This is a genomic window from Flavonifractor sp. An100 (assembly GCF_002161175.1).
In the GTDB taxonomy this organism is placed as follows: domain Bacteria; phylum Bacillota; class Clostridia; order Oscillospirales; family Oscillospiraceae; genus Lawsonibacter.
The window spans coordinates 1-24,965 of sequence record NZ_NFMA01000007.1 but is presented as its reverse complement, the minus strand read 5'-3'; the positions used below and the strand labels follow the sequence as shown (position 1 = coordinate 24,965).

Annotated in this window: 23 protein-coding genes and 2 riboswitches; of the genes, 8 read left to right on the top strand and 15 right to left on the bottom strand. The window is 62.1% G+C overall.

Annotated features, from left to right (window positions below):
• Positions 1–9: 9 nt before the first annotated feature.
• The gene (gene recG, locus B5E43_RS05670) at positions 10–2,106 is read right to left on the bottom strand and encodes an ATP-dependent DNA helicase RecG (RefSeq protein ID WP_087394490.1); all 2,097 of its coding nucleotides are present in this window, start codon (positions 2,104–2,106) and stop codon (positions 10–12) included.
• 107 nt (positions 2,107–2,213) lie between these two features.
• On the opposite strand from recG, the gene B5E43_RS05665 reads away from it, so the two are divergent.
• Together B5E43_RS05665 and B5E43_RS05660 are read left to right on the top strand one after the other, a co-directional pair.
• Positions 2,214–3,188, top strand: a complete 975-nt coding sequence (locus B5E43_RS05665; protein WP_087394488.1) for a D-2-hydroxyacid dehydrogenase — start codon at positions 2,214–2,216, stop codon at positions 3,186–3,188.
• A 71-nt stretch (positions 3,189–3,259) separates the two neighbouring features.
• Positions 3,260–4,165 (top strand): hypothetical protein, encoded by a 906-nt coding sequence (locus B5E43_RS05660; RefSeq protein ID WP_087394486.1) that lies wholly within the window; start codon positions 3,260–3,262, stop codon positions 4,163–4,165.
• 35 nt (positions 4,166–4,200) lie between these two features.
• Here B5E43_RS05660 and B5E43_RS05655 read toward each other — a convergent pair whose 3' ends face one another.
• The gene (locus tag B5E43_RS05655) at positions 4,201–4,377 is read right to left on the bottom strand and encodes a helix-turn-helix transcriptional regulator (protein WP_343214273.1); all 177 of its coding nucleotides are present in this window, start codon (positions 4,375–4,377) and stop codon (positions 4,201–4,203) included.
• Between the two features lie 124 nt (positions 4,378–4,501).
• On the opposite strand from B5E43_RS05655, the gene B5E43_RS05650 reads away from it, so the two are divergent.
• Positions 4,502–4,750, top strand: coding sequence for a hypothetical protein (locus B5E43_RS05650; protein WP_087394483.1), 249 nt, complete (start codon positions 4,502–4,504; stop codon positions 4,748–4,750).
• Positions 4,751–4,800: 50 nt separating this feature from the next.
• On the opposite strand, the gene asnS is transcribed toward B5E43_RS05650, so the two are convergent.
• Together asnS and B5E43_RS05640 are read right to left on the bottom strand one after the other, a co-directional pair.
• Positions 4,801–6,195: an asparagine--tRNA ligase gene (asnS, locus tag B5E43_RS05645; RefSeq protein ID WP_087394482.1), complete on the bottom strand. Its 1,395-nt coding sequence runs from the start codon at positions 6,193–6,195 to the stop codon at positions 4,801–4,803.
• A 139-nt stretch (positions 6,196–6,334) separates the two neighbouring features.
• Positions 6,335–7,408 carry a hypothetical protein gene (locus B5E43_RS05640; protein WP_143382955.1) on the bottom strand — a complete coding sequence of 358 codons (1,074 nt, stop codon included), beginning with the start codon at positions 7,406–7,408 and terminating at the stop codon, positions 6,335–6,337.
• A gap of 234 nt (positions 7,409–7,642) precedes the next feature.
• Here B5E43_RS05640 and ftsH point away from each other — a divergent pair, with 234 nt between their 5' ends.
• The 3 genes from ftsH (at position 7,643) to B5E43_RS05625 (ending at position 11,587) form a co-directional block, all read left to right on the top strand.
• The gene (ftsH, locus tag B5E43_RS05635) at positions 7,643–9,484 is read left to right on the top strand and encodes an ATP-dependent zinc metalloprotease FtsH (protein ID WP_087394478.1); all 1,842 of its coding nucleotides are present in this window, start codon (positions 7,643–7,645) and stop codon (positions 9,482–9,484) included.
• A gap of 28 nt (positions 9,485–9,512) precedes the next feature.
• A riboswitch (TPP riboswitch) is annotated at positions 9,513–9,622 on the top strand.
• A gap of 326 nt (positions 9,623–9,948) precedes the next feature.
• Positions 9,949–10,467, top strand: a complete 519-nt coding sequence (gene thiW / locus B5E43_RS05630) for an energy coupling factor transporter S component ThiW (RefSeq protein ID WP_087394633.1) — start codon at positions 9,949–9,951, stop codon at positions 10,465–10,467.
• A gap of 7 nt (positions 10,468–10,474) precedes the next feature.
• Positions 10,475–11,587: a 2-hydroxyacyl-CoA dehydratase family protein gene (locus B5E43_RS05625; RefSeq protein WP_087394476.1), complete on the top strand. Its 1,113-nt coding sequence runs from the start codon at positions 10,475–10,477 to the stop codon at positions 11,585–11,587.
• A 74-nt stretch (positions 11,588–11,661) separates the two neighbouring features.
• Here B5E43_RS05625 and rplT read toward each other — a convergent pair whose 3' ends face one another.
• From rplT to B5E43_RS05565, 11 genes are all read right to left on the bottom strand, one after another.
• Positions 11,662–12,018 (bottom strand): 50S ribosomal protein L20, encoded by a 357-nt coding sequence (rplT, locus tag B5E43_RS05620; protein WP_087394474.1) that lies wholly within the window; start codon positions 12,016–12,018, stop codon positions 11,662–11,664.
• Between the two features lie 20 nt (positions 12,019–12,038).
• Positions 12,039–12,248 (bottom strand): 50S ribosomal protein L35, encoded by a 210-nt coding sequence (rpmI, locus tag B5E43_RS05615; protein ID WP_050625289.1) that lies wholly within the window; start codon positions 12,246–12,248, stop codon positions 12,039–12,041.
• A 19-nt stretch (positions 12,249–12,267) separates the two neighbouring features.
• Positions 12,268–12,891 (bottom strand): translation initiation factor IF-3, encoded by a 624-nt coding sequence (infC, locus tag B5E43_RS05610; RefSeq protein WP_343214272.1) that lies wholly within the window; start codon positions 12,889–12,891, stop codon positions 12,268–12,270.
• 346 nt (positions 12,892–13,237) lie between these two features.
• Complete coding sequence (tsaD, locus tag B5E43_RS05600) at positions 13,238–14,248, bottom strand: tRNA (adenosine(37)-N6)-threonylcarbamoyltransferase complex transferase subunit TsaD (RefSeq protein WP_087394470.1); 1,011 nt, start codon at positions 14,246–14,248, stop codon at positions 13,238–13,240.
• Between the two features lie 43 nt (positions 14,249–14,291).
• A complete protein-coding gene (gene rimI / locus B5E43_RS05595; protein WP_087394468.1) occupies positions 14,292–14,747 on the bottom strand; it encodes a ribosomal protein S18-alanine N-acetyltransferase in 456 nt (151 codons plus the stop codon).
• Positions 14,748–14,758: 11 nt separating this feature from the next.
• On the bottom strand, positions 14,759–16,012 hold the full coding sequence (locus tag B5E43_RS05590) for a radical SAM protein (RefSeq protein WP_087394466.1): 1,254 nt from the start codon (positions 16,010–16,012) through the stop codon (positions 14,759–14,761).
• Positions 16,013–16,250: 238 nt separating this feature from the next.
• Positions 16,251–16,499 (bottom strand): hypothetical protein, encoded by a 249-nt coding sequence (locus B5E43_RS05585; RefSeq protein WP_087394465.1) that lies wholly within the window; start codon positions 16,497–16,499, stop codon positions 16,251–16,253.
• 61 nt (positions 16,500–16,560) lie between these two features.
• The gene (gene polA, locus B5E43_RS05580) at positions 16,561–19,242 is read right to left on the bottom strand and encodes a DNA polymerase I (protein ID WP_087394463.1); all 2,682 of its coding nucleotides are present in this window, start codon (positions 19,240–19,242) and stop codon (positions 16,561–16,563) included.
• Between the two features lie 164 nt (positions 19,243–19,406).
• Complete coding sequence (locus B5E43_RS05575) at positions 19,407–20,399, bottom strand: pyruvate kinase (RefSeq protein WP_087394460.1); 993 nt, start codon at positions 20,397–20,399, stop codon at positions 19,407–19,409.
• Between the two features lie 129 nt (positions 20,400–20,528).
• The gene (locus B5E43_RS05570; protein WP_087394458.1) at positions 20,529–22,286 is read right to left on the bottom strand and encodes a Na+/H+ antiporter NhaC family protein; all 1,758 of its coding nucleotides are present in this window, start codon (positions 22,284–22,286) and stop codon (positions 20,529–20,531) included.
• Positions 22,287–22,403: 117 nt separating this feature from the next.
• A riboswitch (Lysine riboswitch) is annotated at positions 22,404–22,573 on the bottom strand.
• 43 nt (positions 22,574–22,616) lie between these two features.
• Positions 22,617–23,057, bottom strand: a complete 441-nt coding sequence (locus B5E43_RS05565; protein WP_087394456.1) for a PaaI family thioesterase — start codon at positions 23,055–23,057, stop codon at positions 22,617–22,619.
• A gap of 134 nt (positions 23,058–23,191) precedes the next feature.
• Between B5E43_RS05565 and B5E43_RS05560 the strand changes: the two genes are divergently transcribed.
• Both B5E43_RS05560 and B5E43_RS05555 read left to right on the top strand, forming a co-directional pair.
• Entirely contained in the window at positions 23,192–23,806 is a 615-nt protein-coding gene (locus B5E43_RS05560) for a hypothetical protein (RefSeq protein ID WP_087394454.1), read from the top strand.
• A gap of 88 nt (positions 23,807–23,894) precedes the next feature.
• Positions 23,895–24,833, top strand: coding sequence for an alpha/beta hydrolase (locus B5E43_RS05555; protein WP_087394452.1), 939 nt, complete (start codon positions 23,895–23,897; stop codon positions 24,831–24,833).
• Positions 24,834–24,965: the final 132 nt, after the last annotated feature.

Below are 24,965 nucleotides of genomic sequence, written 5' to 3'. Positions count from 1 at the left end.
TGAGGGTGCTCAGTTGAAAATATCCGGGGTATCGGCAAATAGCCGCCGCACCCGCTCCCGCACGGGGGCGTTTTCCACGCGGGACAGGGTGGGGTCCTCCTCTAGCAGCTCCCGGGCGGCCTGCTGGGCCTGCCGGAGCAGGCGCATGTCCCCCGTCAGGTCGGCCAGCTTCATCTGGGGCAGGCCGTGCTGGCGGTTGCCGAAAAAGTCGCCGGGGCCCCGCAGCTTCAAGTCCTCCTCGGAGATCCGGAAGCCGTCGGTGGTGGAGGCCAGGGTGCGCAGCCGGCCCATGGCCTCCACATTTCGGGTGGCGGTGATGAGGACGCAGTAGGACTGGTGCTTGCCCCGGCCCACCCGGCCCCGGAGCTGATGGAGCTGGCTGAGACCGAAGCGGTCGGCATTTTCCACGATCATCAGGGAGGCGTTGGGCACGTCCACCCCCACCTCAATGACCGTGGTGGATACCAGCACCTGGATGTCTCCCCGGCCAAAGGCGGCCATCACCGCCTCCTTTTCCCGGGGGCGCATCTTGCCGTGGAGCACGCCCACGGTCAGCTCCGGAAACACCTGGGTCTGGAGCTGTTGGGCGTAGGTCTTCACCGCTTTCAGATTGAGAGCGGGGGATTCCTCCCCAGGCAGGGCGGCGTCGGGGTTCTCCTCCACGGCGGGGCAGACGATATACACCTGCCGCCCCTCCGCTACCTGGCGGCGGACGAAATTGTACATCCGCTGCCGTTTGTCCTCCCGGACCACGTAGGTCTCCACCGGGGTACGGCCGGGGGGCAGCTGGTCGATGACGGAGACGTCCAAATCCCCGTAGATGATGAGGGCCAGGGTGCGGGGGATGGGAGTGGCGGACATGACCAGCACATGGGGGGGCGGCATGCCTCCGGTCTCCGATTTCCCCGCCAGAGCGGCCCGCTGGGCCACTCCGAAGCGGTGTTGCTCGTCGGCCACGATGAGGGCCAGACGGTGGAAGGAGACGCCCTGGGATAGAAGAGCCTGGGTCCCCACGGCCAGGTCGATGGTCCCCTCCGCCAGGGCCTGATGGAGCCCCCGCTTCTCCTTGGGGGTGAGGGCGCCGGTGAGCAGGCCCACCCGTATCCCGGCAGGGGCGAGGAGGGCGGACAGGGAGCGGTAGTGCTGCTCGGCCAACACCTCGGTGGGGGCCATGAGGGCGGTTTGATATCCCGCCCGGGCGGAAAGAAAGGCGGCGTAGGCGGCCACGGCGGTTTTACCGGAGCCCACGTCTCCCTGGACCAGGCGGTTCATGGGTCGGCCCGAGGCCATATCAAAGGCCACCTCCTTCATCACCCGGCGCTGGGCGTCGGTGGGCTGGAAGGGGAGCAGGGCGGCAAAGTCATCCCAGGGTGGTGTGGGAATGGCGCAGCCCGCCCCTAAGGTCTCCCGGCGTCCCTTTAAAAAGGTCAGGCCGGCCGACAGATAGAACAGCTCCTCAAAGGCCAGCCTCCGCCGGGCCAGATCCAAAGACTCCTCGTCGGGGGGAAAGTGGATGGCTTGCAGGGCAAATTCCGACGAGGCCAGGCGGTAGCGCTGCCGCACCGATGGGGGCAGGCTGTCCGCCATCTGGGCGGCGCAGGGCAGACACTGGCGGGTGAGGGAGGCCAGCAGGTGGTTGCTGATCCCCGCCGTCAGGCGGTAGATGGGCATGATGCAGACGGTGAAGTCCTGCTTCCCTACCCGCTCGAAGATGGGGTTGACCATGGAGCGGCGGCGGCCCTGCTCCTCCACGGTGCCGAAGAAGATGTACTCCTCCCCCGCCCGGAGGGCCTTTTCCACATACCCCTGGTTAAAGAAGGTGAGGTGGAGGGCGCCGGTGTGGTCCACCACCTTCAGCTGCACTAGTTCCAGTCCCTTTCGGATGCGGGCTTTGCGGGGGTGCTCGGCGGCCATGGCCCGGATGCACACCCGCCCCTCCAGAGGAGCCTGGCGGATGGTGTACATCTGCCGCCGGTCCTCATAGTCCCGGGGGTAGTAGGCCAGCAGATCGCCGCAGCGGGTCAGGCCCAGCTTCTCCAGCTTTTTGGACCGGGCCTCCCCCACGCCGGGGAGCTGGATGACCGGGGTATCCAGAGAAATGGACATGGGAGCACCTCCTCGTCTGACCGATCTAAACCAATATTTTAGCATAAATCTGGGGGCGAGTAAAGGCGAAGGACAGAGCCTTGCCAGCAGGCGGAGAGGGAAGTATAATGGAGACAATTCAAACGAAAGTGAGGGAACGCCCCATGTCCGACTACATTCTGAACATGCTCCCGGTGAACGAGGAGGAAAAACAGGAATTTGAAGCCATCGCTCCCCAGGCCACCCACGTCTATGCCGGGCGGCGCACGGTTACTCCCGAACAGCTGGCCGCTGCCACAATTATCTTCGGCTGGCCCCGGCCCCGGGACTTGGCCACGGCCAAAAATCTGAAGTGGTTTCAGACCATGTGGGCGGGGACCGATGAGTACATGGGGGATGGAATTTTGCCCCAGGGGGCGCTGTTTACCTCCTCCAGCGGCTCCAACAGCCTGAGTGTGGCCGAGCATATGCTGGCCAGTCTTCTGGCCCTGTGCCGCCGCCTGCCCACCTACCGGGATAACCAGCGCGCCCACCTGTGGAAGGATGAGGGGGCCATGAAGGCGGTATTTGGCAGTACGGTGTTGGTAGTGGGGGCCGGCCACATCGGCTCCGACTTTGCCGCCCGATGCCGAAGCCTGGGCGCTAAGACCATGGGAGTGAAGCGGAAGGTAACGGGAGACGTGGAGGGCTTTGACCAGGTCTTTCCCATGGAGGAGCTGGATACCCTGCTGCCCCAGGCCGATGTGGTGGCTCTGGTGCTGCCCCACTCCCCCCAGACGGTCCACCTGATGAATGAGGAACGCATCGCGTTGATGAAGGACGACGCCATCCTGCTCAGCGATGGCCGGGGCACCGTGCTGGACCAGGAGGCCCTGGTCCGGGCCATGGAGGGAGGCAAGCTGTGGGGAGCCGCCCTGGACGTGGTGGAGACCGAGCCCCTGCCCGAGGACAGCCCTCTGTGGGACATCCCCAACCTGCTGATCACCCCCCACGTGGCCGGCGGGATGCGTCTGGAGATCACCCGTAAGACCTGCATCCGCATGGCCCAGGATAACCTGCGCCGCTACCTGGCGGGGGAACCCCTGGTCAACCGGGTGAAATAAGTTCTTTCGCCGGCGCAACCGCTGCCCTCGTTTTCCGTCTTAGAGGGAAAGAGAGAAAGGAGGGCGCTTCCATGAAGAAACGAGTGGTGCTCCTGGCACTGGCCGCCCTGGTGCTGCTGGGGGCGGCGTGGTGGTGGACCGGGCCTCGGTACGCCCTGGACGGTCCGCCTGCCCTCACCGTATCCGCAGGGAGAGAGGGGACCTCTGTGGGCTGTTGGAGCGTCCATTGGACCAGCCCCACCGCCACCTTCAACGCCGACGGCGACGTCCCCACCGCCCCCTATGTCCGCTCCCGTCAGCCGGTGGTGTATGTCCGGGCGGGAGTGGAGACCCTTACCCTGTCCTACCCCGTGGCTCCCGGCCATGTGAGGGTGTCCTGCACCCCGGACAGCGGAGGGGAGCCGGTGTCCCTCTATGAGGGGGGAGGAAAGCGTGAACTGACCATCCCCCTGCCGGAGGATTTTCGGGGGATCTATGAGGTGAGCGAGACATGGAACACGGTCCCGCCCGCTACAGGAAACGCCGCCCGGGGCTTTTTGGTGGTGGGAGAGGGAGAGCCGGTGGGCGACCCCAAGCTGAATGAGCCCCCCGCCCTCACGGTAGCCATCCCCGGAGGCAAAGAGGTGACTGCCCGTCTGGGCTCCTACTCCTGGTTTGTATGGCTGGGCGGGGAGGAGATGGAGGGTACCATTGCCGACGCCGCCCATCCTCTGGCGAGGTCCGATCTGCCTGTTCTTCCGGTCCAGCCGGGGGAAGGGCTTGAGCTGCGGTTTGCCGTCCCGCCCGATGAGCTGTCGGTGTGGGTCTGGTCTCCCTCCCAGGAAACCCAGGAGGAGCCAGTGCAGGTGGACAGCCTGTCCGGCTACGACCTGTTGGTGCCGGAGAATGGGGACGGGAAGGTATATGAGGTGAGGGCAAGCTGGCACCTGGTGGAAGAGACCTGGAGCCAGGTGAGCTACCTGTTCCAAATTCCTTAAAGAAAAGGGCGGACGCCATTTGGCGTCCGCCCTTGTTATGGTTCTTTTGGGAGATAAACCAAGATATCCTCTACACGACAGTCCAAAATCCGACACAGGTCATCCAAAGTGGCCGTTGAGATGTTCCGACCCTGCTTGAGAGAATCTAAGGTTCCCCGACTGAAATGATAATCCTTGATGAGAGTATAAGTCGTTATCTGTTTCCGCCGCATGGTCTCCCACAGCGGGGCATAGGAAATCACAAGAAGCACCTCCTTGCAATTTCCATTATATTTTGAGAAAGATATCTTGAATATTCCCGATATATCGGGTATAACGGCCATAAGGAGGGTTCGGATGGAGTATTCGGTGCGTGATGAACTGTATGCGCGGGCCATTGGCTGGAAGGTGTTAGAGTATTTGAAGGATGAATCCTGGGAAGCAACCAGAAATGAGGCAGAACAGGATGCGCTGCGTGTATTAGAAAAGATCAAAGGGATTTTAAATGACCCCGCCTTAAATGACAGGGAATGTTATCAAAAAATTGAGCGGATTGTAGCTGCTTTTTATGCCAACGGAATGGACACAGCGCGCCACGATTGGTGAGAAAATGGCCCCCGGCGGATTCTCCGCCGGGGGCCATTCCATAATTAAATTTAAAACTCCGCGTTGCCCACCGTTCTGGGGTGGAGCTCCACATCACGGATGTTGCTGATACCGGTGAGGTACATCACCATACGCTCAAAGCCCAGACCGTAGCCGGCGTGGCGGCAGGAGCCATAGCGCCGCAGGTCGCAGTACCACCAGTAGTCGTCGGGGTTCATGCCCAGCTCCTTGATGCGGCCCTCCAGCACGTCGATGCGCTCCTCACGCTGGGACCCGCCGATGATCTCCCCGATGCCGGGGACCAGGCAGTCGGCGGCAGCCACCGTCTTGCCGTCGTCGTTGAGGCGCATGTAGAAGGCCTTGATCTCCTTGGGGTAGTCGGTGACGAAGACAGGACGCTTGTAGACCTGCTCGGTGAGGTAACGCTCGTGCTCAGTTTGCAGGTCACAGCCCCACTCCACCTTGTAGTCAAACTGGTCGTTGTGCTTTTTGAGGATCTCCACCGCCTCGGTGTAGCTCACCCGGCCAAACTCAGAGTTGGCCACATGCTCCAGCCGCTCCTTCAGGCCCTTGTCCACGAAGGAGTTGAAGAAGTTCATCTCGTCGGGGCAGCGCTCCATGACGAACTTGATGATATACTTGATCATGTCCTCAGCCACGTCCATGTAGTCGGTGAGGTCGGCAAAGGCCATTTCAGGCTCGATCATCCAGAACTCGGCGGCATGGCGGGCGGTGTTGGAGTTTTCAGCCCGGAAGGTGGGGCCGAAGGTGTACACGTTGCCGAAGGCCATGGCGAAGTTCTCACAGTTGAGCTGGCCGGACACGGTGAGGTTGGCCCGCTTGCCGAAGAAGTCCTGGGTGTAGTCCACAGAGCCGTCTTCGTTCTTGGGCACGTTCTGTAGGTCCAGAGTGGTCACCTGGAACATCTCGCCGGCGCCCTCACAGTCGGAGGCGGTGATGATGGGGGTGTGGACGTAGACAAAGCCCCGGTCCTGGAAGAAGCAGTGGATGGCGTGGGCGGCCACGGAACGCACCCGGAAGGCGGCGGAGAAGAGGTTGGTGCGGGGGCGCAGGTGCTGGATGGTGCGCAAAAACTCCACGCTGTGGCGCTTCTTTTGCAGGGGGTAGTCGGGGGCGGAAGGACCCTCCACGGCGATGGTGGCGGCCTTTACCTCCAGGGGCTGTTTGGCCTCGGGAGTGAGGATCACCTGGCCGGTGACGATGAGGGCGGCCCCCACGTTCTGGCCGGCGATCTCCTTGTAGTTGGACAGGACGTTTGCGTCCATGACCACCTGGAGGTTTTTAAAGCAGGAGCCGTCGTTGAGCTCGATAAAGCCGAAGGTCTTCATGTCCCGGATGGTCCGGGCCCAGCCGCAGACGGTGACGGTCTGGCCGCCCAGGGTCTGCTGGTCGGCAAAAATGGCGGCGATGGTGGTGCGTTCCATAGGATATATCCTCTCCATATCTTGAAGTATTTCTGATGTGACAAAGGAGCCCGGAAAACCGAGCTCCTTTTATTATACTGCCTTTTGGAAGGGTTTACAAGGGCTGGGACGGATTTCTAGCGAAAATACAGGGAAATTATTACCCCGCGTTATCGCCCCAGCGGATGTAGAAGTAGTTCTCCGGCCCCACCTGGCCCTGGAGATCGGAGGTGAGGCAGACGGCGTACTGGTCCAGATAGAACCAGTAGCCCACCAGATTGAAGGATCCCCAGTAGTAGGGAGTGTCCAGGGTTTGCAGCACCTGGTCCGCGTCCATGGGCAGAGAGGTGCCCAATACCAGGGAGGCAGGGACCACCACGCTGTCCCAGGGGTCCCCCTCCACGCCCGAGGACAGGTACTGTACCCCGGTGCTGGGGTCCTTCACCCCACGCAGGGCATAAAAGAGGTCAAAATAGGTCCCGTCCGCCTGTTCCGTGGCTCCCGAGGGGGTGTTGCCGGTGGAGAGAGCCTGGGCATAGGTGAGAAGGCTGTCCCACTGGGAGCCGGGCTGCTCCACCCAGTAGCTGCTCCAGGTCCGGGCCGGGATGAGCCAGTCGGCACTGGGCCGCTGGGGCACCAGGTCGTCCCGGGACAGCACCAGATTGCCGCCCGAGCCCGCCGCAGTCAAGGACATCCCCGTGGCGTCGGTGCGGAAGCGGTAGGTCATCTCCCCGTCGGTCACCTTCCAGCAGGGACCGGCCACCAGGTCGGTTTCCGAGAACACCAGGCTCTCCCCCCACTCCTCCTGCAACTGGGTCACTGTGGTCTCCTGATGCAGGTCCAGGGCCACCGCCGCGCACACCGACCCGCTCTGAGGGGCGGGACCGGAGAAGAGCAGACAGGTGTCCTCGGTCCCCACATACTCCCGCCCATCCGGCCAGCGGCCCAGGACGGTCATGTCGTTGTTCTGTGCCAGCTGAGCCAGACTCTGGCCCAGCACCTGGGCGTCATAGCGGTACTCCCCCCGCCACCGGGCGCTCACCTCCACATCGGGAGGGGGGACCTCCTCCTCAGCAGAACTGGAGGAGGAGCTTTCATCCGGTGGGGTAAGTAGCTCCCCAGCCGTAGGAGGGCGGGTGCCCGTGCTGGACACGTCCGCAGGCTTGCCGATCAGTCCACAGGAGGTGCACAGCGCCACACCCAAGATTATAGCTGCCAGAATCCATCGCTTCATTTCCTTCACTCCCCCAGCCCGGTCGGCCTTCGCCCCCTGAGCCTTTTGCCCCATTTTATCCGCCCGGAGGTAGGGCTGTCAATGCTGGGGTTGAGGCGTTCACAAAATGGCTACAATTTATTCATATACTCTCGTAGACTTTTTTCCCCCTTGCCGATATGATTGGAATAATGATTAACCCCTTAACAAATCTGAGGCCGCTGCCTCAGTTTTAGAAGAAAAGGATGAGACGAGATGCAAGAAGTAAAAAAGCCCTCCAAGCGACCGCTGATATTCTACTATCTCATTGGCATGCTCCTTTTAATGGTACTGAACATGACATTTTTTCCCGCCGTATTGGAAAAGCCGGTGCAGGAGGTGAGCTACTCCACCTTTATGGCCATGACCTATGACGACAACATCGGTCTGGTTCAGATCGAAGGGGAAGAGATTACCTTTACCGACAAGGCCAAGGAGAACATCTACAAGACGGTGGCCATTGAAAGCGACAGCGATATGGTCCAACGGGTCTACGACCACGGCGGCGACATCAACCGCATTGACACTCAGCCCGGACTGCTCACCTCCATCCTGGTGGGGTGGGTGCTGCCTCTGGTGCCCTTCCTCCTCATCGGCTACTTCATCCGCAAGCGGATGCAGAAGGCTATGGGCGGCAGCGACGGCATGATGTTCGGCATGGGAGGCGGCTCGGGAGCCAAGGTCTACGTTCCCTCCTCCACCGGTATCCGCTTCTCCGATGTGGCCGGCGAGGAGGAGGCCAAGGATCTGCTGCGGGAGATCGTGGATTTCCTCCACGACCCAGAAAAGTATCGCCAGATCGGAGCCAAGCTGCCCAAGGGTGCCCTGCTGGTGGGCCCTCCGGGCACCGGCAAGACGCTGTTGGCCAAGGCGGTGGCCGGAGAGGCCAACGTCCCCTTCTTCTCCATCGCGGGCAGCGAGTTTGTGGAGATGTTCGTGGGCCGGGGGGCGGCCAAGGTCCGGGACCTGTTCAAGCAGGCCAACGAAAAGGCCCCCTGCATTGTGTTCATTGACGAGATCGACACCATCGGCAAAAAACGGGACGGCCAGATGATGGGCAACGACGAGCGGGAGCAGACCCTGAACCAACTGCTCACTGAGATGGACGGCTTCGACGGCTCTAAGGGTGTGGTGGTGCTGGCCGCCACCAACCGCCCCGAGTCGCTGGACCCCGCCCTGCTCCGCCCCGGCCGTTTTGACCGGCGCATCCCCGTGGAGCTGCCCGATCTCCAGGGCCGCATTGACATTTTAAAGGTCCACGCCCGGAAGATCCGTCTGGCAGAGGATGTGGACTTTGAGCCCATCGCCAAGACCGCCGCCGGTGCCTCGGGCGCAGAGCTGGCCAACATCGTCAACGAGGCCGCCCTGCGGGCGGTACGCTCCGGCCGGCAGTTTGCCACCCAGGAGGATTTGCAGGAGAGCGTAGAGGTGGTCATCGCCGGCTACCAAAAGAAGAGCCGGGTCCTCTCCGACCAAGAGAAGAAGATTGTGGCCTACCACGAGATCGGCCACGCCCTGGTGGCGGCCATGCAGAGCCACTCCGCCCCTGTGCAGAAGATCACCATTATCCCCCGCACCTCTGGCGCTCTGGGTTACACCCTCCAGGTGGACGACGGGGACCACTTCCTCATGTCCAAGGAGGAACTGCTCAACAAGATCTGCACCTACACCGGCGGCCGGGCTGCCGAGGAGCTCATCTTCCACTCCATTACCACCGGCGCCTCCAACGACATTGAACAGGCCACCAAGCTGGCCCGGTCCATGGTGTCCCGGTTTGGTATGAGCCAGGAGTTCGGTATGGTGGCCCTGGAGACCGTGTCCAACCAGTATCTGGGGGGCGACGCCTCTCTAGCCTGCTCCCCCGAGACCCAGAGCAAGGTGGACCAGAAGGTGATGGAGCTGGTGGAGGAGCAGCGACAGAAGGCCCTGTCCATTCTGAAGGTTAACGAGGCCAAGCTCCACCAGCTGGCTCAATACCTCTACGACCACGAGACCATCACCGGCAAGGAGTTTATGGATATCCTGGAGGAGAGCAAGGCTCTCCCCGAAGGGGATTGACAACGGGCCGGGAAAGGCGTATGATAACAGCGAAAAACAGGGGAGCACGCAGGGAGCGGGCTGAGAGGAAGCTAACGCGCTTCGACCCTCCAACCTGATGTGGGTAATGCCACCGTAGGTAGTTAGAAAGCTGTGTGTACTACGGGGCTGCCCATGGGGGCAGCCCCGTTTTTTTCATTGACCACACTTCTTCGAAAGGATGTGAGGGACACCGCAGGCAGCCCGGACGTTGAGCCGGGAGCAGGCCGAGGGGGAGCGCCCTGGGCTCTGTGCCAGAATAAGCAGCGATGGGAAGCCGTGTTCCGGCGTGAGAGGAGGCCAGTAAGCCTCGACCGAACTGGGGGAGTTCCCCCAGACCCTGGTTTGTCTGTCCGGACCACGGTATGGGTGCCGGACCGATGAGGGGAGATCGCTGTGCTTTTTTGCGGTGTTCCCCCATGGATGCTTTTGGAGAGGTGTTTTTTATGAAAATAGACCACAATCAAGTAAAACGGCTGGCTCTGGCGGGGATTCTCACCGCCGTAGGGGTGCTGGGCGGCTCGCTGTCCATCCCGGTGGGCTTTACCCGCTGCTGCCCCACTCAGAGCGTCATCAATGTGATCGCCGGCGTGTTTCTGGGCCCCTGGTACTCCCTTGGCATGGCCTTCTGCGTCAGCCTCATCCGGAATTTGATGGGCACTGGCACCATTATGGCCTTCCCGGGTAGCCTGTGCGGAGCCCTGCTGGCGGGCCTTCTCTACCAGCGCTTCGGCAAGATCTGGACCGCATGCCTGGGTGAGATGGTGGGCACCGGGGTGCTGGCCGTCCTCATGGCCTACCCCATTGCCAACTACTTCCTGGGCAAGGCCTGCGGCCCATTTACCTACTTTGTTCCCTTTATGACGGTGGCGGTCACCGGGTCGGCCATCGCCTGTGTGCTGGTGTATATCCTCAAGAAGAACGGGGCCATGGCGGAGCTGAGCCGGGTGGCCAACCGGAGCTGAAGGCAAGATGGCAGAGCGGGACTGGGTGGTATGGATGTCCACCAAATTCCCCCTGGAGATCCCGGCGACCCTGGGGCTGACGGTATACTGCCCGGAGAGCGGGGCTGCGGCTGCCGCTGGCCGGGGCCAGGGGGAGGAGCTGTGCTGGGCGGCGGAGGGGCTGGGCTACGCCAGAGACCTGTGCTCCTATGTGCGCATGGGGATGGCCATGGCCCACAGCTCCCGGTCAGGAGGGTTGCCCAGGCCGGACGCCCTGCTGTGCTGTAGCAACATCTGCTCCGGGATGGTGCAGTGGTATGAGGCTATGGCACGGACCCTGGATATCCCCCTCTTTCTGGTAGACTTCCCCTACGCCCAGGAGGGCGGGGAGGAGGTGACCGCCTACGTGGGGGGACAGCTGAGGGCGGCCATCCGGGGGCTGGAGGAGCTCACCGGGCGGCGCTGGGAGGAGGATACCTTCGACCAGGTGTGCCGCCAAGCCAACCGGTGCGCAGATGCCTGGCAGCAGGTGCTGGACACCGCCCGGCGCCGTCCCGCCCCACTGGGGAGCATGGAGGTCTTTGACTACATGCCCCAGATGGTCACCGGGCGCTGCCGCCGGGAGACGGAGGAACAGCTGTTGGCCCTGGCCCGGCGCCTGGAGCAGCGTGCCCCTCTCCCTCTGGAGCGGGCCCGGTTCCGGGTCTACTGGGAGGGCACCCCCTGCTGGCCGGTGCTGGGGGAGGTGCTGCCCATGCTGGAGGAGCGGGGCATCCAGGTGGTGGCCGACACCATCAGCCAGTCCCTGAGCTTTCGCTACGAAAATCTGGACGGCCTCATCCAGGCCTACTGCTCCACCATCAACGGGGTGTCCCTGGAGACGGGGCTGGAGCAGCGCCTGGCGGTGTGCCGCCGGTACGGGGTGGACGGGGTGCTGGTCCACTATAACCGCTCCTGCCGCCCCTGGTGCGGCTCCCTCCAGGAGGTGGAGCGCCGTCTGGGTCAGGCGCTGGGGGTGCCTGTGGCGGCCTTTTCCGGGGACCAGGGGGAGGCGGCTGCCTTTGTCCGGGCCCAGTTTGCCACCCGTCTGGACGCTCTGGTGGAGCAGATGGAGGGACGGCGGGAGACCACACTTGGCTAAAACGAGAACAAGAAAACGCCCGTCCTCCGCATACGCGGGGGACGGGCGCTTTTTATCCTGAATGATGGAAAAACTTAGGCCAGAGCCTTCTTGGCGGTCTCGGTGAGCTGAGTGAAGGCAGCCTTGTCGTTGACAGCCAGCTCGGAGAGCATCTTGCGGTTGATGACGATGCCGGACTTCTTCAGACCGTTCATGAAGGTGGAGTAGTTCATACCGTTGAGCTTGCAGGCGGCATTGATCCGGGTGATCCACAGCTGACGGAAGTCGCGCTTCTTCAGCTTGCGGCCGGTATAGGCGTAAACGCCGGACTTCATGACGGCCTGGTTGGCCATCTTGTAGTGCTTGGACTTGGAACCCCAGTAGCCCTTGGCCAGCTTGAGGATCTTATTTCTTCTCTTGCGCGTCATCATCGCGCCTTTCACACGTGCCATTGTTCGTTCCTCCCTCTATCTTACTTGTACAGGATCATGCGCTTGATGGCGGCCTCATTGGTCTTGTCGGCATAGGTGGTGCCGCGCAGAGCCCGCTTGAGCTTGGTGGTCTTGCCGTGGCCGTTGAGCAGGTGACGCTTCTTGGTCATGGCGCGCTTGACCTTACCGGTCTTGGTGAGAGAAAAACGCTTCTTGGCGCCGCTGTGAGTCTTGATCTTGATCTTCGGCATAACAGATAAACTCCTTTACTTACTTTTTCGCGTCCTTCGCGGGCTTGGGGGAGAGGAAGATGGACATGTGCCGGCCTTCCAGCTTGGGGCTCTTGTCCATCACGGCGACCTCGCCGCACTCCTCGGCAAACTTCAGCAGCAGATCCTGGCCGATGTTGGTGTGGGCCATCTCGCGCCCACGGAACCGGACCGTGACCTTGCAGCGGTTGCCATCCGACAAAAACTTTTGCGCGTTGCGCAGCTTGACGTTAAAGTCGTTGACGTCAATGCTGGGGGACATCCGGACCTCTTTGATCTCCACCACGCGCTGATTCTTGCGGGCTTCCTTCTCGCGCTTGGTCTGTTCGAACCGATACTTGCCGTAGTCCATGAGCTTGCACACGGGGGGGACGGCATTGGGGGAGATTTTCACCAGATCCAATCCCTGCTCCTCAGCCAGCTGCAACGCCTGCTGGGAGGACATGATGCCAAGCTGTTCGCCGGAGTCGGAGATCAGGCGGACCTCCTTGTCCCGGATTTCCTCGTTGGTTTGATGACCTGTGTTAGCGATGGGAAAGCACCTCCAGACATAAATAAAAAATACGGGTAGCCGGCAAGGCTCCCGTATCACGGCAAAACAACGCCGGTATTCCGGCGGCTGCATCTCCATGTTGACCCGTTGGCTCTGGCCTGGGGTGAGGACGGGGAACCGTACCTGCTTTGTTGTACCGAAGAATCTTACCACTCCCGGAGACGTTTGTCAAGAGAATTTTACGGAAAATCCAGTCGCCTCAAAGAGGAAAAAAGGAGGGGGTGATTAACATAATTGCGTTCAGAAACAGTACCTTCCAAAAGTTATACACATTTTCCACCAAGTTTTCCACAGGAAGTGTGGAAAACTTGGATGTGTAGGGGATTTTGGGAACCCTTGCCCCCTGGAAAATAAAATACATGTAAAAGGGAAGAAAAATCCAGGAGACATAATGCAAAAACAGGGAGGGTAGATAGGTTTATCCCAAGGCAATGTCCCGGGTGGCATAGGCGTTCAAATCGGCCCCGGCGGTGTGGCCGGCCAGAAATTCATAGTAGCCCTGGCAGCCGATCATGGCCCCGTTGTCCCCGCAGTAGCGCAGTTCGGGCAGGTACAGCCGGAACCCCTCGGAGCGGCAGGCTGCCTCCAGGTCGGAGCGGATGCGCCGGTTGGCGGCCACGCCCCCCGCCACCGCCACCTTGCCGTAGCCCAGCATCCGGGCGGCGTGGATGGTCCGGGGCACCAGGGACTCGCTCACCGCGCGGCCAAAGCTGGCGGCAAAGGAGGGCAGGTCCAGCGCCTCCCCCTTCTGTTGGGCGTTGTGAATGAGGTTCAGGCTGGCAGTTTTCAGTCCGGAGAAGGACATGTCCAGCTCGTGGCCGCTGACATGGGCCCGGGGCAGCTCGTACTTGCTATCGTCCCCGCCGTCGGCCAGCCGGTCCATAGGGCCGCCTCCGGGGTAGCCAATGCCCAGCACCCGGGCTACCTTGTCAAAGCACTCCCCCGCCGCGTCGTCCCGGGTGCCCCCCAGAACGGCCATGTGGGTGTAGTCCTGAACATCCACAATGGCGGTGGTTCCCCCGGAGACGCACAGGCACACAAAGGGGGGCTCCAGGTCGGGGTGGGTGATGTAGTTGGCGGCAATGTGGCCCCGCACGTGGTGGACGGGGATGAGGGGGAGGTCCAGGGCCATGGCCGCCCCCTTGGCAAAGTTTACCCCCACCAGCACCGCGCCGATGAGGCCGGGGGCATAGGTCACCGCCAGGGCGTCCAGGTCGGCGGTGGTGAGACCCGCATGCTCCACCGCCTGCTGGGCCAGGCCGGACACCGCCTCCACATGCTTCCGGGAAGCGATCTCCGGCACCACCCCTCCGTAGATGGTGTGCATCTCGATCTGGGAGGAGACGCAGTTGGACAGCACCTGCCGGCCGTCCCGCACCACGGCGGCGGCGGTCTCGTCGCAGGAGGATTCAATGGCCAGAATATTCATATGGTAACACCTGCCTTGTGGATTTCAAAGAGAACGGGAGCCCTCACTCCTCCGCCCGGGCAAACTCCCGGGTCATGATCACCGCATCCTCCCGGGGATGCTGGTAGTAGCCCGGCCGAAGGCCGGCCCGCTGGAAGCCATGCTTCTCATACAGGGCGATGGCCGGGGCGTTGGAGGAGCGGACCTCCAAGGTGAGAAAGGCCAGATTGGCCCCTCCAAACCGGCAGTACACATCCAGCAGGGCGGAGGCCACCCCGTGACGCCGGGCGTCGGGCTCCACGGCGATGTTGTCGATATACCCCTCATCCACCACCACATGGAGTCCGGCGTAGCCCAGCACGTTTCCCTCCTCGTCCTCAGCCACAATGAAGCTGGCCTGGGGGTCAAAGAGGGCGTCGGTGAGCATGGTCGCCGTCCAAGGGGTGGAGAAGCAGGCCTGCTCCAGGGTCAGGATCTGGGGGATATGGCTGCGGTCCATGGGGACGATCTCGTAATACATAAAAACAACTCCTAAAGGTCCATTCCGGCGGGAAAGGCCTCCCGGCCCATAAGGCCCCACATCCGGTCGATGTAGGATAGGGTATAGTACCCCTCAAAGACATGGAAGCGGAAGGCTCCCTGGTCGGTGAGCACCCAGTCCTCCCCCTCCCGGCGCAGCCAGCCCATGGCCTGAGCCAGGCGCAGCTCCAGGCCGTAGGCCCCGTCCAGGGAGCGGCCGAAGCAGGATTCAAACTCCGAAGGGGAGATACGGGTGGTGTAGGCCCGCCAAAACAAATCATACACCATCCGCTGCCTGGGTGTAAAGCGGCAAGTGAGGGCGGTAGGCAGTTTTCCTTGGGAAAGGCGCTCCAAATAGGCGGAAATGGAGAAGGTGTTCACCTTAAACTGCCCCTGGAGGAGGGTAGTGGCGGAGCAGCCGAAGCCTAAAAAGTGGGTGCGGGTCATGGAGGAGTAGCCCTTGCCCGGCTGCCGGGCAAAGGTCCAGATGGAGTCCCGCACATAGCCCCGCTCCCGAAGAAAGGCGGTGAGCTGGTCCAGAAGGGCCCGTTTCTCCCCGTTGGACAGGGCTTGGCTGGGGCCGGGGGTGAAGGAGAAGTCAATGAAGGGGTAGAAAGCCAGGTGGTTGGCCCCCATCTCCTCGGCCAGGAGAATGTCCCGGCGCAGGTGGTCAAAGGTTTGCCCCGGTAGGGCAAAGATGAAGTCGGCGGACACGGTGTGGAAGGGAACAGCGGCCAAAGTCTGACCCAAAATCTGGGGGTCGGGCCGCTCCCGGCAAAGGCTCTGGAGGGACAGGGGCTGGAAGGACTGTACGCCGATGCAGATGCGGGTCACTCCGGCCCCTTGGAGGAGGGACAGGGTGTCCGGGGTGACGTCCCGTGGGTGGAACTCCACCCCGATGCCGTCGGTGATGATGAAGTGCTCCTCCAAGGCGGCGATCACCTCCCCCAGACGGGAGGCCAAAAGGGCGGGGGAGCCGCCCCCAAAGTAGAGGCTGGTCACCTCCCGCCGCCCCGCCCACTGGCTGCCCACCAGGTGGATTTCGTTTAAAAGGCCGTTCAGGTAGGCCTGGGCCAGCTCCTCCTCAAAGACCACCTTGCAGTAGGGGCAGAAGGGGCACAGGGTGCGGCAGAAGGGAATGTGGACGTAGAGTCCCAGGGGCCGGGCACCCTCCAGGGGAAGGGGCTGGTCGTAGTGGGGGGTGAAGCGGAAGGGGGAGGTTCCCCGGGTGAGCCACATCCGGGCGGCGGTGATGGGGATGGACATGGAGCGGCCTCCTCTCAGGTATATTTTAATCGGTGGTGAGTCTCCACCAGATGGCGGGTACCTTGCCCTGAAAAACCAGGGGGGGTTCCTTCCAGCGGGGACAGATTTGTACATCCTGAGCTTACCATGGGGAGTGGGTGAGGGCAAGGACAGGGAGACAGGTGGTCGCCTGGGAAGGACAGACGGCAAAAAGAAGGGCCCCGGACCACGGTCCGGGGCCAGAGAGGGAATCGGGATGTCAGTCCTCCGGCTCCTCCGTCCCCGCCCAGAGGAGGAGGGGGAGGTAGCGGGCCAGAAGGAGCAGGTAGGTGGGGACAAAGACCAGTCCCGCCGCCAGGGTGGCGGGCTTTTTCTTCCGGGGAGAGACGGCCAGCCCCAGCAGCATGCCCAAGGCTGCCAGACACAGCTTGATAAGGGCCAGGTCCTTCCAGGTGGATTGGCGGACGCAGTGGTCCGCCCGGCGCAGCAGGGTCTTCACAACGGACATGGGACAGCCTCCTTTTCACGATTCTCCACAGGTGGGTAGGAACGAAACAAAGGGGAGGGGATCAGTGGGCGTCCGCCCAGCTCTGCCCGGCGGAGGTGTCCGCCACCAGAGCCACCGGGAGGGAAACCGTGCCCTCCATCTCCTCCTTCACCAGCCGCTGCACCAGCTCCGACTCCTCCCGGGGGCACTCCACGATGAGCTCGTCGTGGACCTGGAGGACCAGCCTGCCCCGGAGTCCCTCGGCCTTCAGGCGGTTTCGCACCCGGATCATGGCCAGCTTGATGATGTCGGCGGCGGTGCCCTGAATGGGGGCGTTGAGGGCCACCCGCTCCCCGAAGGAGCGGGTATTGAAGTTGGAAGATTTCAGCTCGGGCACCCAGCGGCGGCGGGAGAAGAGGGTGGAGACGTAGCCATCCTTTTTGGCCTGCTCCACCACGGCGTCCATATAGGAGCGGACCCCAGCGTAGTGGGCAAAATATTTGTCCATATACTCCTTGGCCTGGGCCACGGTGACCCCAATGTCCTGGGACAGGGAGAAGGGGGAGATGCCGTATACGATGCCAAAGTTCACCGCCTTGGCGCTGCGGCGCATGAGGGGGGTGACCTCCTCCTGGGGCACCCCGAAGACCTGGGAAGCGGTAATGGTGTGGATGTCTGCCCCGGAGTTGAAGCCGTCGATCATGGCCTGGTCCCCCGCCATGCAGGAGAGCAGCCGAAGCTCAATCTGGGAGTAGTCGGCATCCACCAGCACATTGCCCTCCTCGGCCACAAACATCTTCCGCAGCTCCGCCCCCAGCTCGGTACGCACCGGAATGTTTTGCAGGTTGGGCTCGGTGGAGCTCAGCCGTCCGGTGGCGGTGACGGTGTTCTGGAAGGAGGTGTGGATGCGGCCGTCGGGGGGGATGACCTTGTCCAGGCCGTCCACGTAGGTGGATTTCAGCTTGGTCAGCTGGCGGTACTCCAAAATTTCCTCAATGATGGGATGGCGGCCCCGGAGCTTGTCCAGCACGTCGGCGTTGGTGGAGTAGCCCGTTTTGGTCTTCTTCACCGGGGGCAGGCCCAGCTGGTCAAAGAGGATGCGGCCCAGCTGTTGGGTGGAGTTGATGTTGAACTCCTCCCCCGCCAGGCGGTAGATCTCGCCCTGGCAGCGGTCAATGCGCCCGGAGAGCATCTCCCCAAAGGCGGCCAGGGCCCCCCGGTCAATGCGGAAGCCCGCCTGTTCCATCTCCGCCAGCACCGGGCACAGGGGGAGCTCCACCTCGCGGTAGAGCTTATCCATTCCCAGCTCCTCCAGGCGCTGGGACAGGGTGGCGTAGAGACGGCCGATGAGGCCGGTGTGGGAGACCAGGGCGGCGGTGGGAGCGGCGGGGTCGGCCAGAGGGCCGAAGGCCCCGTCGGTGAGGTAGGCGGCGGCCTTGGGGAACTCCTGGTTATAGTAGGTCAGGCCCAGCTTTTCCAGGTCATAGCTGCCGTCGGTGGGGGCCAGCAGGTAGGCGGCCACCTCGGTGTCAAAGAGAATGCCCGCCGGGTCAATACCCTCAGAGAGCAGGGCGCGGCACAGCTCCTTGGAGCCGTGGACCACCTTGGGGATATCGGGCGCAAAGAGGGATTCCAAAGCATGGGAATAATCCTCCAACTGGCTGGACATCAGGAGGGCGGCGTGGCTGTGGCCCTTCTTCGGGGTGTATTCTACACACACCACGTCCAGCGAGGGGAGGGGAAGAACCGCCACACAGGGCTGCTCCCGCCACAGTGCCAGCAGCTCCTCCAGCCGCTGGGTGGACTCCACCACCTCGCTGGTGCAGGTGTCCTCCGCCGCCTGCTCCTGGGGTGCGCCCTCCCCCTGGGGGGCGGTGAGGTGGTAGCGGTCGATGAGCTTGGCAAATTCCAGGTCCAAAAACAGCTGGTAGAGTCGGGCATTGTCCACCTCCCGGCGCAGGTTGTCCTGGGGGTGGAAGGAGATGGGGGCGTCGGTATGGATGGTGGCCAGGTCGTAGGACATCCGGGCCTGGTCCTCCCCCTCCGTGAGCTTCTTGACCACTCCTGGCTTGGCGGGGGTGCCGGGGGCCATCTCAATGTCCGGCATGGCGGCATATAAATTGTCGATGGAGCCGTACCGGCCCACCAGGGCCATGGCCGTCTTTTCCCCCACCCCCTTCACACCGGGGATGTTGTCACTGGCGTCCCCCATGAGGGCTTTTAGGTCGATGATGTGGATGGGGTCGAAGCCGTACTCCTCCCGGAAGGCCTCGGGGGTCATATCCTTAGTGGTGGTGCGACCCATGCGGGTGGACACCAGCTTGACGGTGGTGGCATCGGTGACCAGTTGGAGGGAGTCCTTGTCTCCGGTAACCACCACCGTGTTCCAGCCCTCCTGGGTGTCCAGCCGGGCGATGGTGCCGATGAGGTCGTCGGCCTCCCAGCCGTCCAGCTCGTACATGGGGATGTTCATGGCCGAGAGGACATCCTTTAATAAAGGCATCTGGCTGGCCAGCTCGTCGGGCATCCCCTTTCGGGTGGCCTTGTAGCCCTCGTAGGCCAGGTGGCGGAAGGTGGGGGCCTTCCGGTCAAAAGTGACGCACAGAGCCTGGGGGTTCTCCTCCTCCAGGAGTTTATTTAAAATGTTCAGAAAACCAAAAATAGCGTTGGTAGGCTGGCCGGAGCGGGTGGTCAAGTTCTGGCTGACGCCGTAAAAGGCGCGGTTGACCAGAGAGTTGCCGTCCAGGACCATGAGTTTGTTCATCTGGGTGTCCTCCCGTTGTCCGCCCTCCGGGCGGCGTTCTTTCCTTTAGTATACCAGTCTTCCCCCTGGGGGACAAGAAAAACCCTCCCATCCGGCCGGCGGCAGGGAAGGGCCGGACCGGAGGACGGGAGTGCCCATACAGAGGCGGACAGAGGCAGCAGCGGTCACTCCTCTGCCCCGTCCTCCATGGCCTGGCGGGCGGTGTTCACCAGGTACTCCATGGCCTGGACGGGATATTTGCCCACGGCGGTCTCCCCCGTGAGCATGAGAGAGGAGGCCCCGTCCAGTACACCATTATAAATATCACTCACCTCTGCCCGGGTCGGCACGGGGCGCTGCTCCATGGACCACAGCAGCTGGGTGACCAGGCAGAAGGGGACCCCCGCCTTGCGGCACCGGCGGGAGATGTCCTTCTGGACCCGGGGCAGGTGAGACAGAGGCATGGAGTTGCCCAGATCCCCCCGGGCAATGCAGATCTGGTCCGCGGCGGCCATGATCTCGTCCAGGTGCTCCACCCCGGCGCGGTTTTCGATCTTCGCCATGATCTGAACGTGGTCCAGCCCCCGCTGGTTCAGGGCCTGACGCAGAGTGTCCACATCCTCCTTGCCCCGGACAAAGGGCTGCAAAATATGGGTAACTCCAAGCTCGCCGGCCAGATCCAGATTTTCCAGGTCCTCCGGGGTGAGGGCGGGGGTGTCCAGAGAACAGCCCAGCAGAGCCAGACTCTTCCGGCTGCGGAGAATGCCCCCCCGAATCACCCGGCATAACAGCACCGAAGGGCTGTTTTTGCGCACCTGTAACAGAAGGGCACTGTCGTCGATGGCGATTTTTTGCCCCGGCTTGGAGGCAGACACCACGGCAGCAGGGACGGGAACGCCGCCGTCTCCCAGCAAAATATCCTCTCCCTCCTCCAGGGAGATGGTGCCGGGCAGCTGGCCAATTCGCAGCTCCGGCCCCTGGAGGTCAATGATCAGGTGGGGATCCGACACACCTCCTTGGCGGGCGGCGGGGTGGAGAACTTCCTGGAGTAGAGGAGTGCAGGCCTGCAAATTGGTGTGGGACAGGTTCAGCCGCACACCGGTCATACCGGCCTGGAACAGGGAGACCAGCATATCCCGGCTGCTGCAGGCATGACCTATGGTGCCGTAAAATTCCATGATGCAATCATCCTTCCAAATCGGGGTGGGTAATTTTATTATGACGAGGCTGGGCAGGGAAGTCAACGGGAAAGAGAAAAACAGGTACCGGCCCTGAAAAGGGCCGGTACCGGGGACGAAGAGAAAAAATCAGGTGGTCTGGTGGTTCTTCATGACCACCAGGAAGCCCAGCAAAGCCACAATGCCCACCGGCAGGGCAATAATGCCGGGCAGGCCCTGGCTGGCCAGAATGCCGGCTAATAGGTAGGCACATCCAGCGATGGCCGCACAGGAGATGGCGTAGGGCAGCTGGGTGGAGACATGGTTGACATGGTCGCACTGGGCGCCCGCAGAGGCCATAATGGTGGTGTCGGAGATGGGGGAGCAGTGGTCGCCGCACACCGCGCCGGCCATGCAGGCGGAGATGCAGATGATGGCCAGAGGGTCATCCATGGAGAATACGTTTTGCACAATGGGGATCAGAATACCGAAGGTGCCCCAGGAGGTGCCGGTGGCGAAGGCCAGCAGGCAGCCGATGACAAAGACGATGACGGGCAGGAACATTTGCAGGTGCTCGGCGCTGCGGACGAAGTCCCGTACAAAGTACTTGGCGCCCAGGGAGTCGGTCATGGCCTTCAGGCTCCAGGCAAAGGTGAGGATGAGAATGGCGGGGACCATGGCCTTGAAGCCGTCGGGGATGCTGGCCATCATGTCCTTAAAGGCCATGGAGCGGCGGGCGGTGTAGTAGATCAGGGCAAAGACCAGGCCGAAGGCGGAGCCCAGCATCAGGCCCACCGAGGCGTCGGAGTTGGAGAAGGCGGTGACGAAATTTTCCCCGGAGAAGAAGCCGCCGGAGTAGATCATGCCGATGACGCAGCACACCACCAGCACCAGGATGGGCAGCACCAGGTCGATGACCTTGCCCTTGCTCTCGTCGATCTCCTCGTCCAGCATGGCGTAGGGGTTGGAGCCGGAGAAGAGATCGCCCTTTTCCACAGCGTTGCGTTCAAACTTGGCCATGGGGCCGAAGTCCACCTTCATCAGGACCAGCCCAAACATCATCACGATGGTGAACAGGGCATAGAAGTTGTAGGGGATGGCCCGGATGAACAGGTTCAGGCCCTGGCCCTCCTCGGCGAAGCTGGCCACAGCGGCGGCCCAGGAGGAGATGGGGGCGATGATGCACACCGGGGCGGCGGTGGCATCGATGATGTAGGCCAGCTTGGCCCGGGAGACCTGGTGCTGATCGGTAATGGGCCGCATCACCGAGCCTACCGTCAGGCAGTTGAAGTAGTCGTCGATGAAAATGAGGCAGCCCAGCACAATGGAGGCCAGCTGGGCTCCCGCCCGGGTCTTGATGTTGGTCTGGGCCCAACGGCCAAAGGCAGCGGAGGCGCCGGCCTTGTTCATCAGGGACACCAGGGTACCCAGCACTACCAGGAAGATGAGAATGCCCACGTTGTAGCTGTCGGACAGCACCGAGACAATGCCGTCGTTGAACACGTGAAGCAGGGTGCCCTCAAAGGAGAAGTTGGAGTAGAGCAGGCCACCCACCACGATACCGATAAACAGGGAGGAGTAAACCTCCTTAGTGATCAGGGCCAGGGCAATGGCGATGACAGGGGGCAGCAGGGACAAGGGGGTGTTGAAAAAGTGGCTGGGAGAGGGGACATAGCCCGTTCCCTCACAGGTGGCGCAGACGTTGGCTCCACCGCAGACGGCGCACTCCGGATCAAGACCGTAGCACTCCATGCAGGCCCCAACTCCGCCGCAGTCCGGGCAGGTGATCATCTTGGTACCCGTCTCCTCGGTGGGGTCGGCACCGGCGGCAAAGGCGGGGACGGACAGGGCCAGCAGCATCATCAAAATCAGGATGAGCCGCGCCGGCCAGGATCGATTTGCTCTCATAACATTTCCCTCCATACATTCTTTGGGGAAGCAGATCCCCGGCAGCGCGCAAAAAAGCCATGAACGCGAAGCGCCCATGGCAGACCAGATACTCCTCCCCCACGGATATGGGGGGAAGTTCAGGATAGCGCTCCACAAAGTTGTGACAGTCCGCAGGATATTCTCCTACGACCCAGGAACCCAGACCCAGGCAGGCCGGGGAACCTTCGGCGGTAGACCCTCTCCCGACGGACGGCTGCCTGGCCTTGTCCATCGGTACGCATGTACACCGCGCCTCTATCCAATATTCACTTGGAAGTGCATGTATCTTATCACGCACGAATGGCCTTGTCAAGGCCGTTTTGGGGGAAAAGAGGGGTTTCCTTCGGTTTGAAACATAAAAAACGTATAGGTGGCAGTGGCGACCACTTTCTGCTCCTCGTTGGTCATCACCACCTGGATGACCGACAGAGTACGTCCCAGCTTCTTGGGGGTGGCTTCACAATAAATCCGCGCACCGCTGGCCGGACGCAAAAATTCCATGGAGCAGTTGGCGGTGACACAGGAGCCGCCTTCTGAGCAGGCACAGCAGCCGCCTACCGTATCGGCCAGCGTGGCAAGAGCGCCGCCGTGGACGTTGCCGTGGGGATTGATGCTGTTAGGACCTACTTCCAACACGCCTTTGGCATAGCTCGGCTCCACTTCCAGAACCCGGATGCCGCTCTCGTAGGCGAATTGATGGGGGGTGTTGATGGTACGGATGATATATTCGTTATGATCTTCGGGGGCCATGATCAGTTGCTCCTTTTTTCAAAAATACCTGAGAATTTTAGCATAACCGGGGGACAAAGGCAAGGGTTTGGGACATTTTTCCCCAAAGCGCATAGAATGAAGGGAACTGAAATCCAGGAAAAGGGGGAACAATTATGCAGGAACAGCCGGATTGGAGCATGGAACAGCTGGACCCGGAGGTATTTCGCCGGGTGTGGGAGCGGGTCATGGAGGGGCGGACGGACAGCCCCATTCAGGTGGCACCGTCCCAAGAGGGGGTATCCGGGGAGAAAAAGGCACAGGGTGAAAAGCAGGGGGGGCCTCAGCAGTCCCCCCAGGAGCAGTCTAGCCAGGAGCAGGAGAACGGGGACGGGACACAGACCCAACAAATCCTCAAGAAGCTGTTGGCACTGGCCTGGGAGGGGGCGGCAGCAGGAGGGCAGCTGGTCCGGCGCACAGGGGGAAGATACCGGATGCTGGCCCAGATGACCGCCGATCACCGCACCGCCTTGCGTAGACTGTCGGCGGCCTATTTTCTGGAGACAGGGGAGCACTGCACTCTGCCCACAGGGCGGGGCCAGGGAGGAAAGAGCGGACCTTTGGACCGGGTGCTGCGGGAGCAGTATTTGTGGGAGGAGGGGTGGCAGAAGGCCTGCCGGACCGCCGCGGAGGCCCTGGAGGAGGAGACCCTCCGGGAGCTTTGTCAGGAGCTAGCCCAGGACGCCGCCCTCCACACCCGTGCCATTCGCAGTGTGCTGGAGCGAATGTAATGGCCCTCTTGACCGGAGGATGACACAAGGGTAAACTGGGCATAAGAATAGCGATGGGGAAAATTCATCTGGCAAGGGAGGAACGACCATGGGCCAGGCTAGAGAGCTGAACTATCCGTCTGAAGACGGTATCCACACCATCCACGCCGTGGAGTGGCTGCCCCAGGGAGAGATCCGGGGGGTGGTGCAGATTGTCCACGGGGTGGCCGAGCATATCGGCCGGTATAGCCATGTGGCGGACTTCTTGCTCCAGCACGGGTTTGTGGTGTGCGGCGAGGACCATCTGGGCCACGGCCGGACGGTGGACGACGGGAAATATGGCTACTTTGCCCCCAAGGGCGGCTGGAACCTCCTGGTGCGGGACATCCACCGCCTGCGGGAGCTGGAGGGGGAGAGACACCCCGGAGTGCCCTATGTGATGCTGGGCCATTCCATGGGTTCCTTCCTCACCCGGACCTACCTGATCCAATACCCCGGCACTCTGGATGGGGTGGTGCTGTCTGGCACCGGACAGGAGAAGGCACCCCTGGTGGCCGGAGGCAAAGCCCTGGCGGAGCTGCTGTGTGCCCTTCGGGGACCGGAGTACGTCAGTGATCTGGTATACAATCTCTCTCTTGGGGGCTACAACCGCTTTTTCCGGGGAGATCCCCACACTGGAAGCTGGCTGGGCCGGGACCGGGAGATGGTGCAGGCGGCAGGAAAGGACCCCCTGTGCTCCTTCCACCCCACAGTGTCCATGTTCCGGGATATGCTGGGGGGCATTCAGTTCATTGGGAAGCTCGACAATCTGAGACGAATGGACCGGGACACCCCCGTCTACTTCTTCTCTGGCGACCACGACCCGGTGGGGAGCATGGGCAAGGGGGTGGAGCGAGTGGTGAAGCTGTTCCGTCAGGCCGGCTGTCGGGACGTGACCATGAAGCTCTATCCCGAGGGACGCCACGAGATGCTCAACGAGGTGAACCGTCAGGAGGTAATGGAGGACCTGCTTGCCTGGCTGGAGGAAAAGGTGGTCCCCAGGAACTGAAACAATGGAGAGGAAAAAGGGCCCCGGAGGGAGACCAGGTGGTGCTCCACTCGCCCCTATTTCCGAAAATGTGCGCGGTGATCTGAGTGGGAGCCCCGCTGTACTCCAAACGGGAGATAAACTCCCCCTCCT

Excerpts from the sequence above, each read along its gene's own strand:
- B5E43_RS05560 (WP_087394454.1), top strand. The coding sequence starts at position 23,192 with ATGCAGGAACAGCCGGATTGGAGCATGGAACAGCTGGACCCGGAGGTA.
- asnS (WP_087394482.1), bottom strand. The coding sequence starts at position 6,195 with ATGGAACGCACCACCATCGCCGCCATTTTTGCCGACCAGCAGACCCTG.
- rimI (WP_087394468.1), bottom strand. The coding sequence starts at position 14,747 with ATGTATTACGAGATCGTCCCCATGGACCGCAGCCATATCCCCCAGATC.
- B5E43_RS05575 (WP_087394460.1), bottom strand. The coding sequence starts at position 20,399 with ATGGAATTTTACGGCACCATAGGTCATGCCTGCAGCAGCCGGGATATG.
- infC (WP_343214272.1), bottom strand. The coding sequence starts at position 12,891 with ATGCAGCCGCCGGAATACCGGCGTTGTTTTGCCGTGATACGGGAGCCT.
- B5E43_RS05640 (WP_143382955.1), bottom strand. The coding sequence starts at position 7,408 with ATGAAGCGATGGATTCTGGCAGCTATAATCTTGGGTGTGGCGCTGTGC.
- recG (WP_087394490.1), bottom strand. The coding sequence starts at position 2,106 with ATGTCCATTTCTCTGGATACCCCGGTCATCCAGCTCCCCGGCGTGGGG.
- tsaD (WP_087394470.1), bottom strand. The coding sequence starts at position 14,248 with ATGAATATTCTGGCCATTGAATCCTCCTGCGACGAGACCGCCGCCGCC.
- B5E43_RS05665 (WP_087394488.1), top strand. The coding sequence starts at position 2,214 with ATGGAGACAATTCAAACGAAAGTGAGGGAACGCCCCATGTCCGACTAC.
- B5E43_RS05565 (WP_087394456.1), bottom strand. The coding sequence starts at position 23,057 with ATGGCCCCCGAAGATCATAACGAATATATCATCCGTACCATCAACACC.
- rplT (WP_087394474.1), bottom strand. The coding sequence starts at position 12,018 with ATGGCACGTGTGAAAGGCGCGATGATGACGCGCAAGAGAAGAAATAAG.
- thiW (WP_087394633.1), top strand. The coding sequence starts at position 9,949 with ATGAAAATAGACCACAATCAAGTAAAACGGCTGGCTCTGGCGGGGATT.
- ftsH (WP_087394478.1), top strand. The coding sequence starts at position 7,643 with ATGCAAGAAGTAAAAAAGCCCTCCAAGCGACCGCTGATATTCTACTAT.
- B5E43_RS05555 (WP_087394452.1), top strand. The coding sequence starts at position 23,895 with ATGGGCCAGGCTAGAGAGCTGAACTATCCGTCTGAAGACGGTATCCAC.
- B5E43_RS05585 (WP_087394465.1), bottom strand. The coding sequence starts at position 16,499 with ATGTCCGTTGTGAAGACCCTGCTGCGCCGGGCGGACCACTGCGTCCGC.
- B5E43_RS05660 (WP_087394486.1), top strand. The coding sequence starts at position 3,260 with ATGAAGAAACGAGTGGTGCTCCTGGCACTGGCCGCCCTGGTGCTGCTG.
- B5E43_RS05650 (WP_087394483.1), top strand. The coding sequence starts at position 4,502 with ATGGAGTATTCGGTGCGTGATGAACTGTATGCGCGGGCCATTGGCTGG.
- B5E43_RS05590 (WP_087394466.1), bottom strand. The coding sequence starts at position 16,012 with ATGTCCATCCCCATCACCGCCGCCCGGATGTGGCTCACCCGGGGAACC.
- polA (WP_087394463.1), bottom strand. The coding sequence starts at position 19,242 with ATGAACAAACTCATGGTCCTGGACGGCAACTCTCTGGTCAACCGCGCC.
- B5E43_RS05625 (WP_087394476.1), top strand. The coding sequence starts at position 10,475 with ATGGCAGAGCGGGACTGGGTGGTATGGATGTCCACCAAATTCCCCCTG.
- B5E43_RS05570 (WP_087394458.1), bottom strand. The coding sequence starts at position 22,286 with ATGAGAGCAAATCGATCCTGGCCGGCGCGGCTCATCCTGATTTTGATG.
- rpmI (WP_050625289.1), bottom strand. The coding sequence starts at position 12,248 with ATGCCGAAGATCAAGATCAAGACTCACAGCGGCGCCAAGAAGCGTTTT.
- B5E43_RS05655 (WP_343214273.1), bottom strand. The coding sequence starts at position 4,377 with ATGCGGCGGAAACAGATAACGACTTATACTCTCATCAAGGATTATCAT.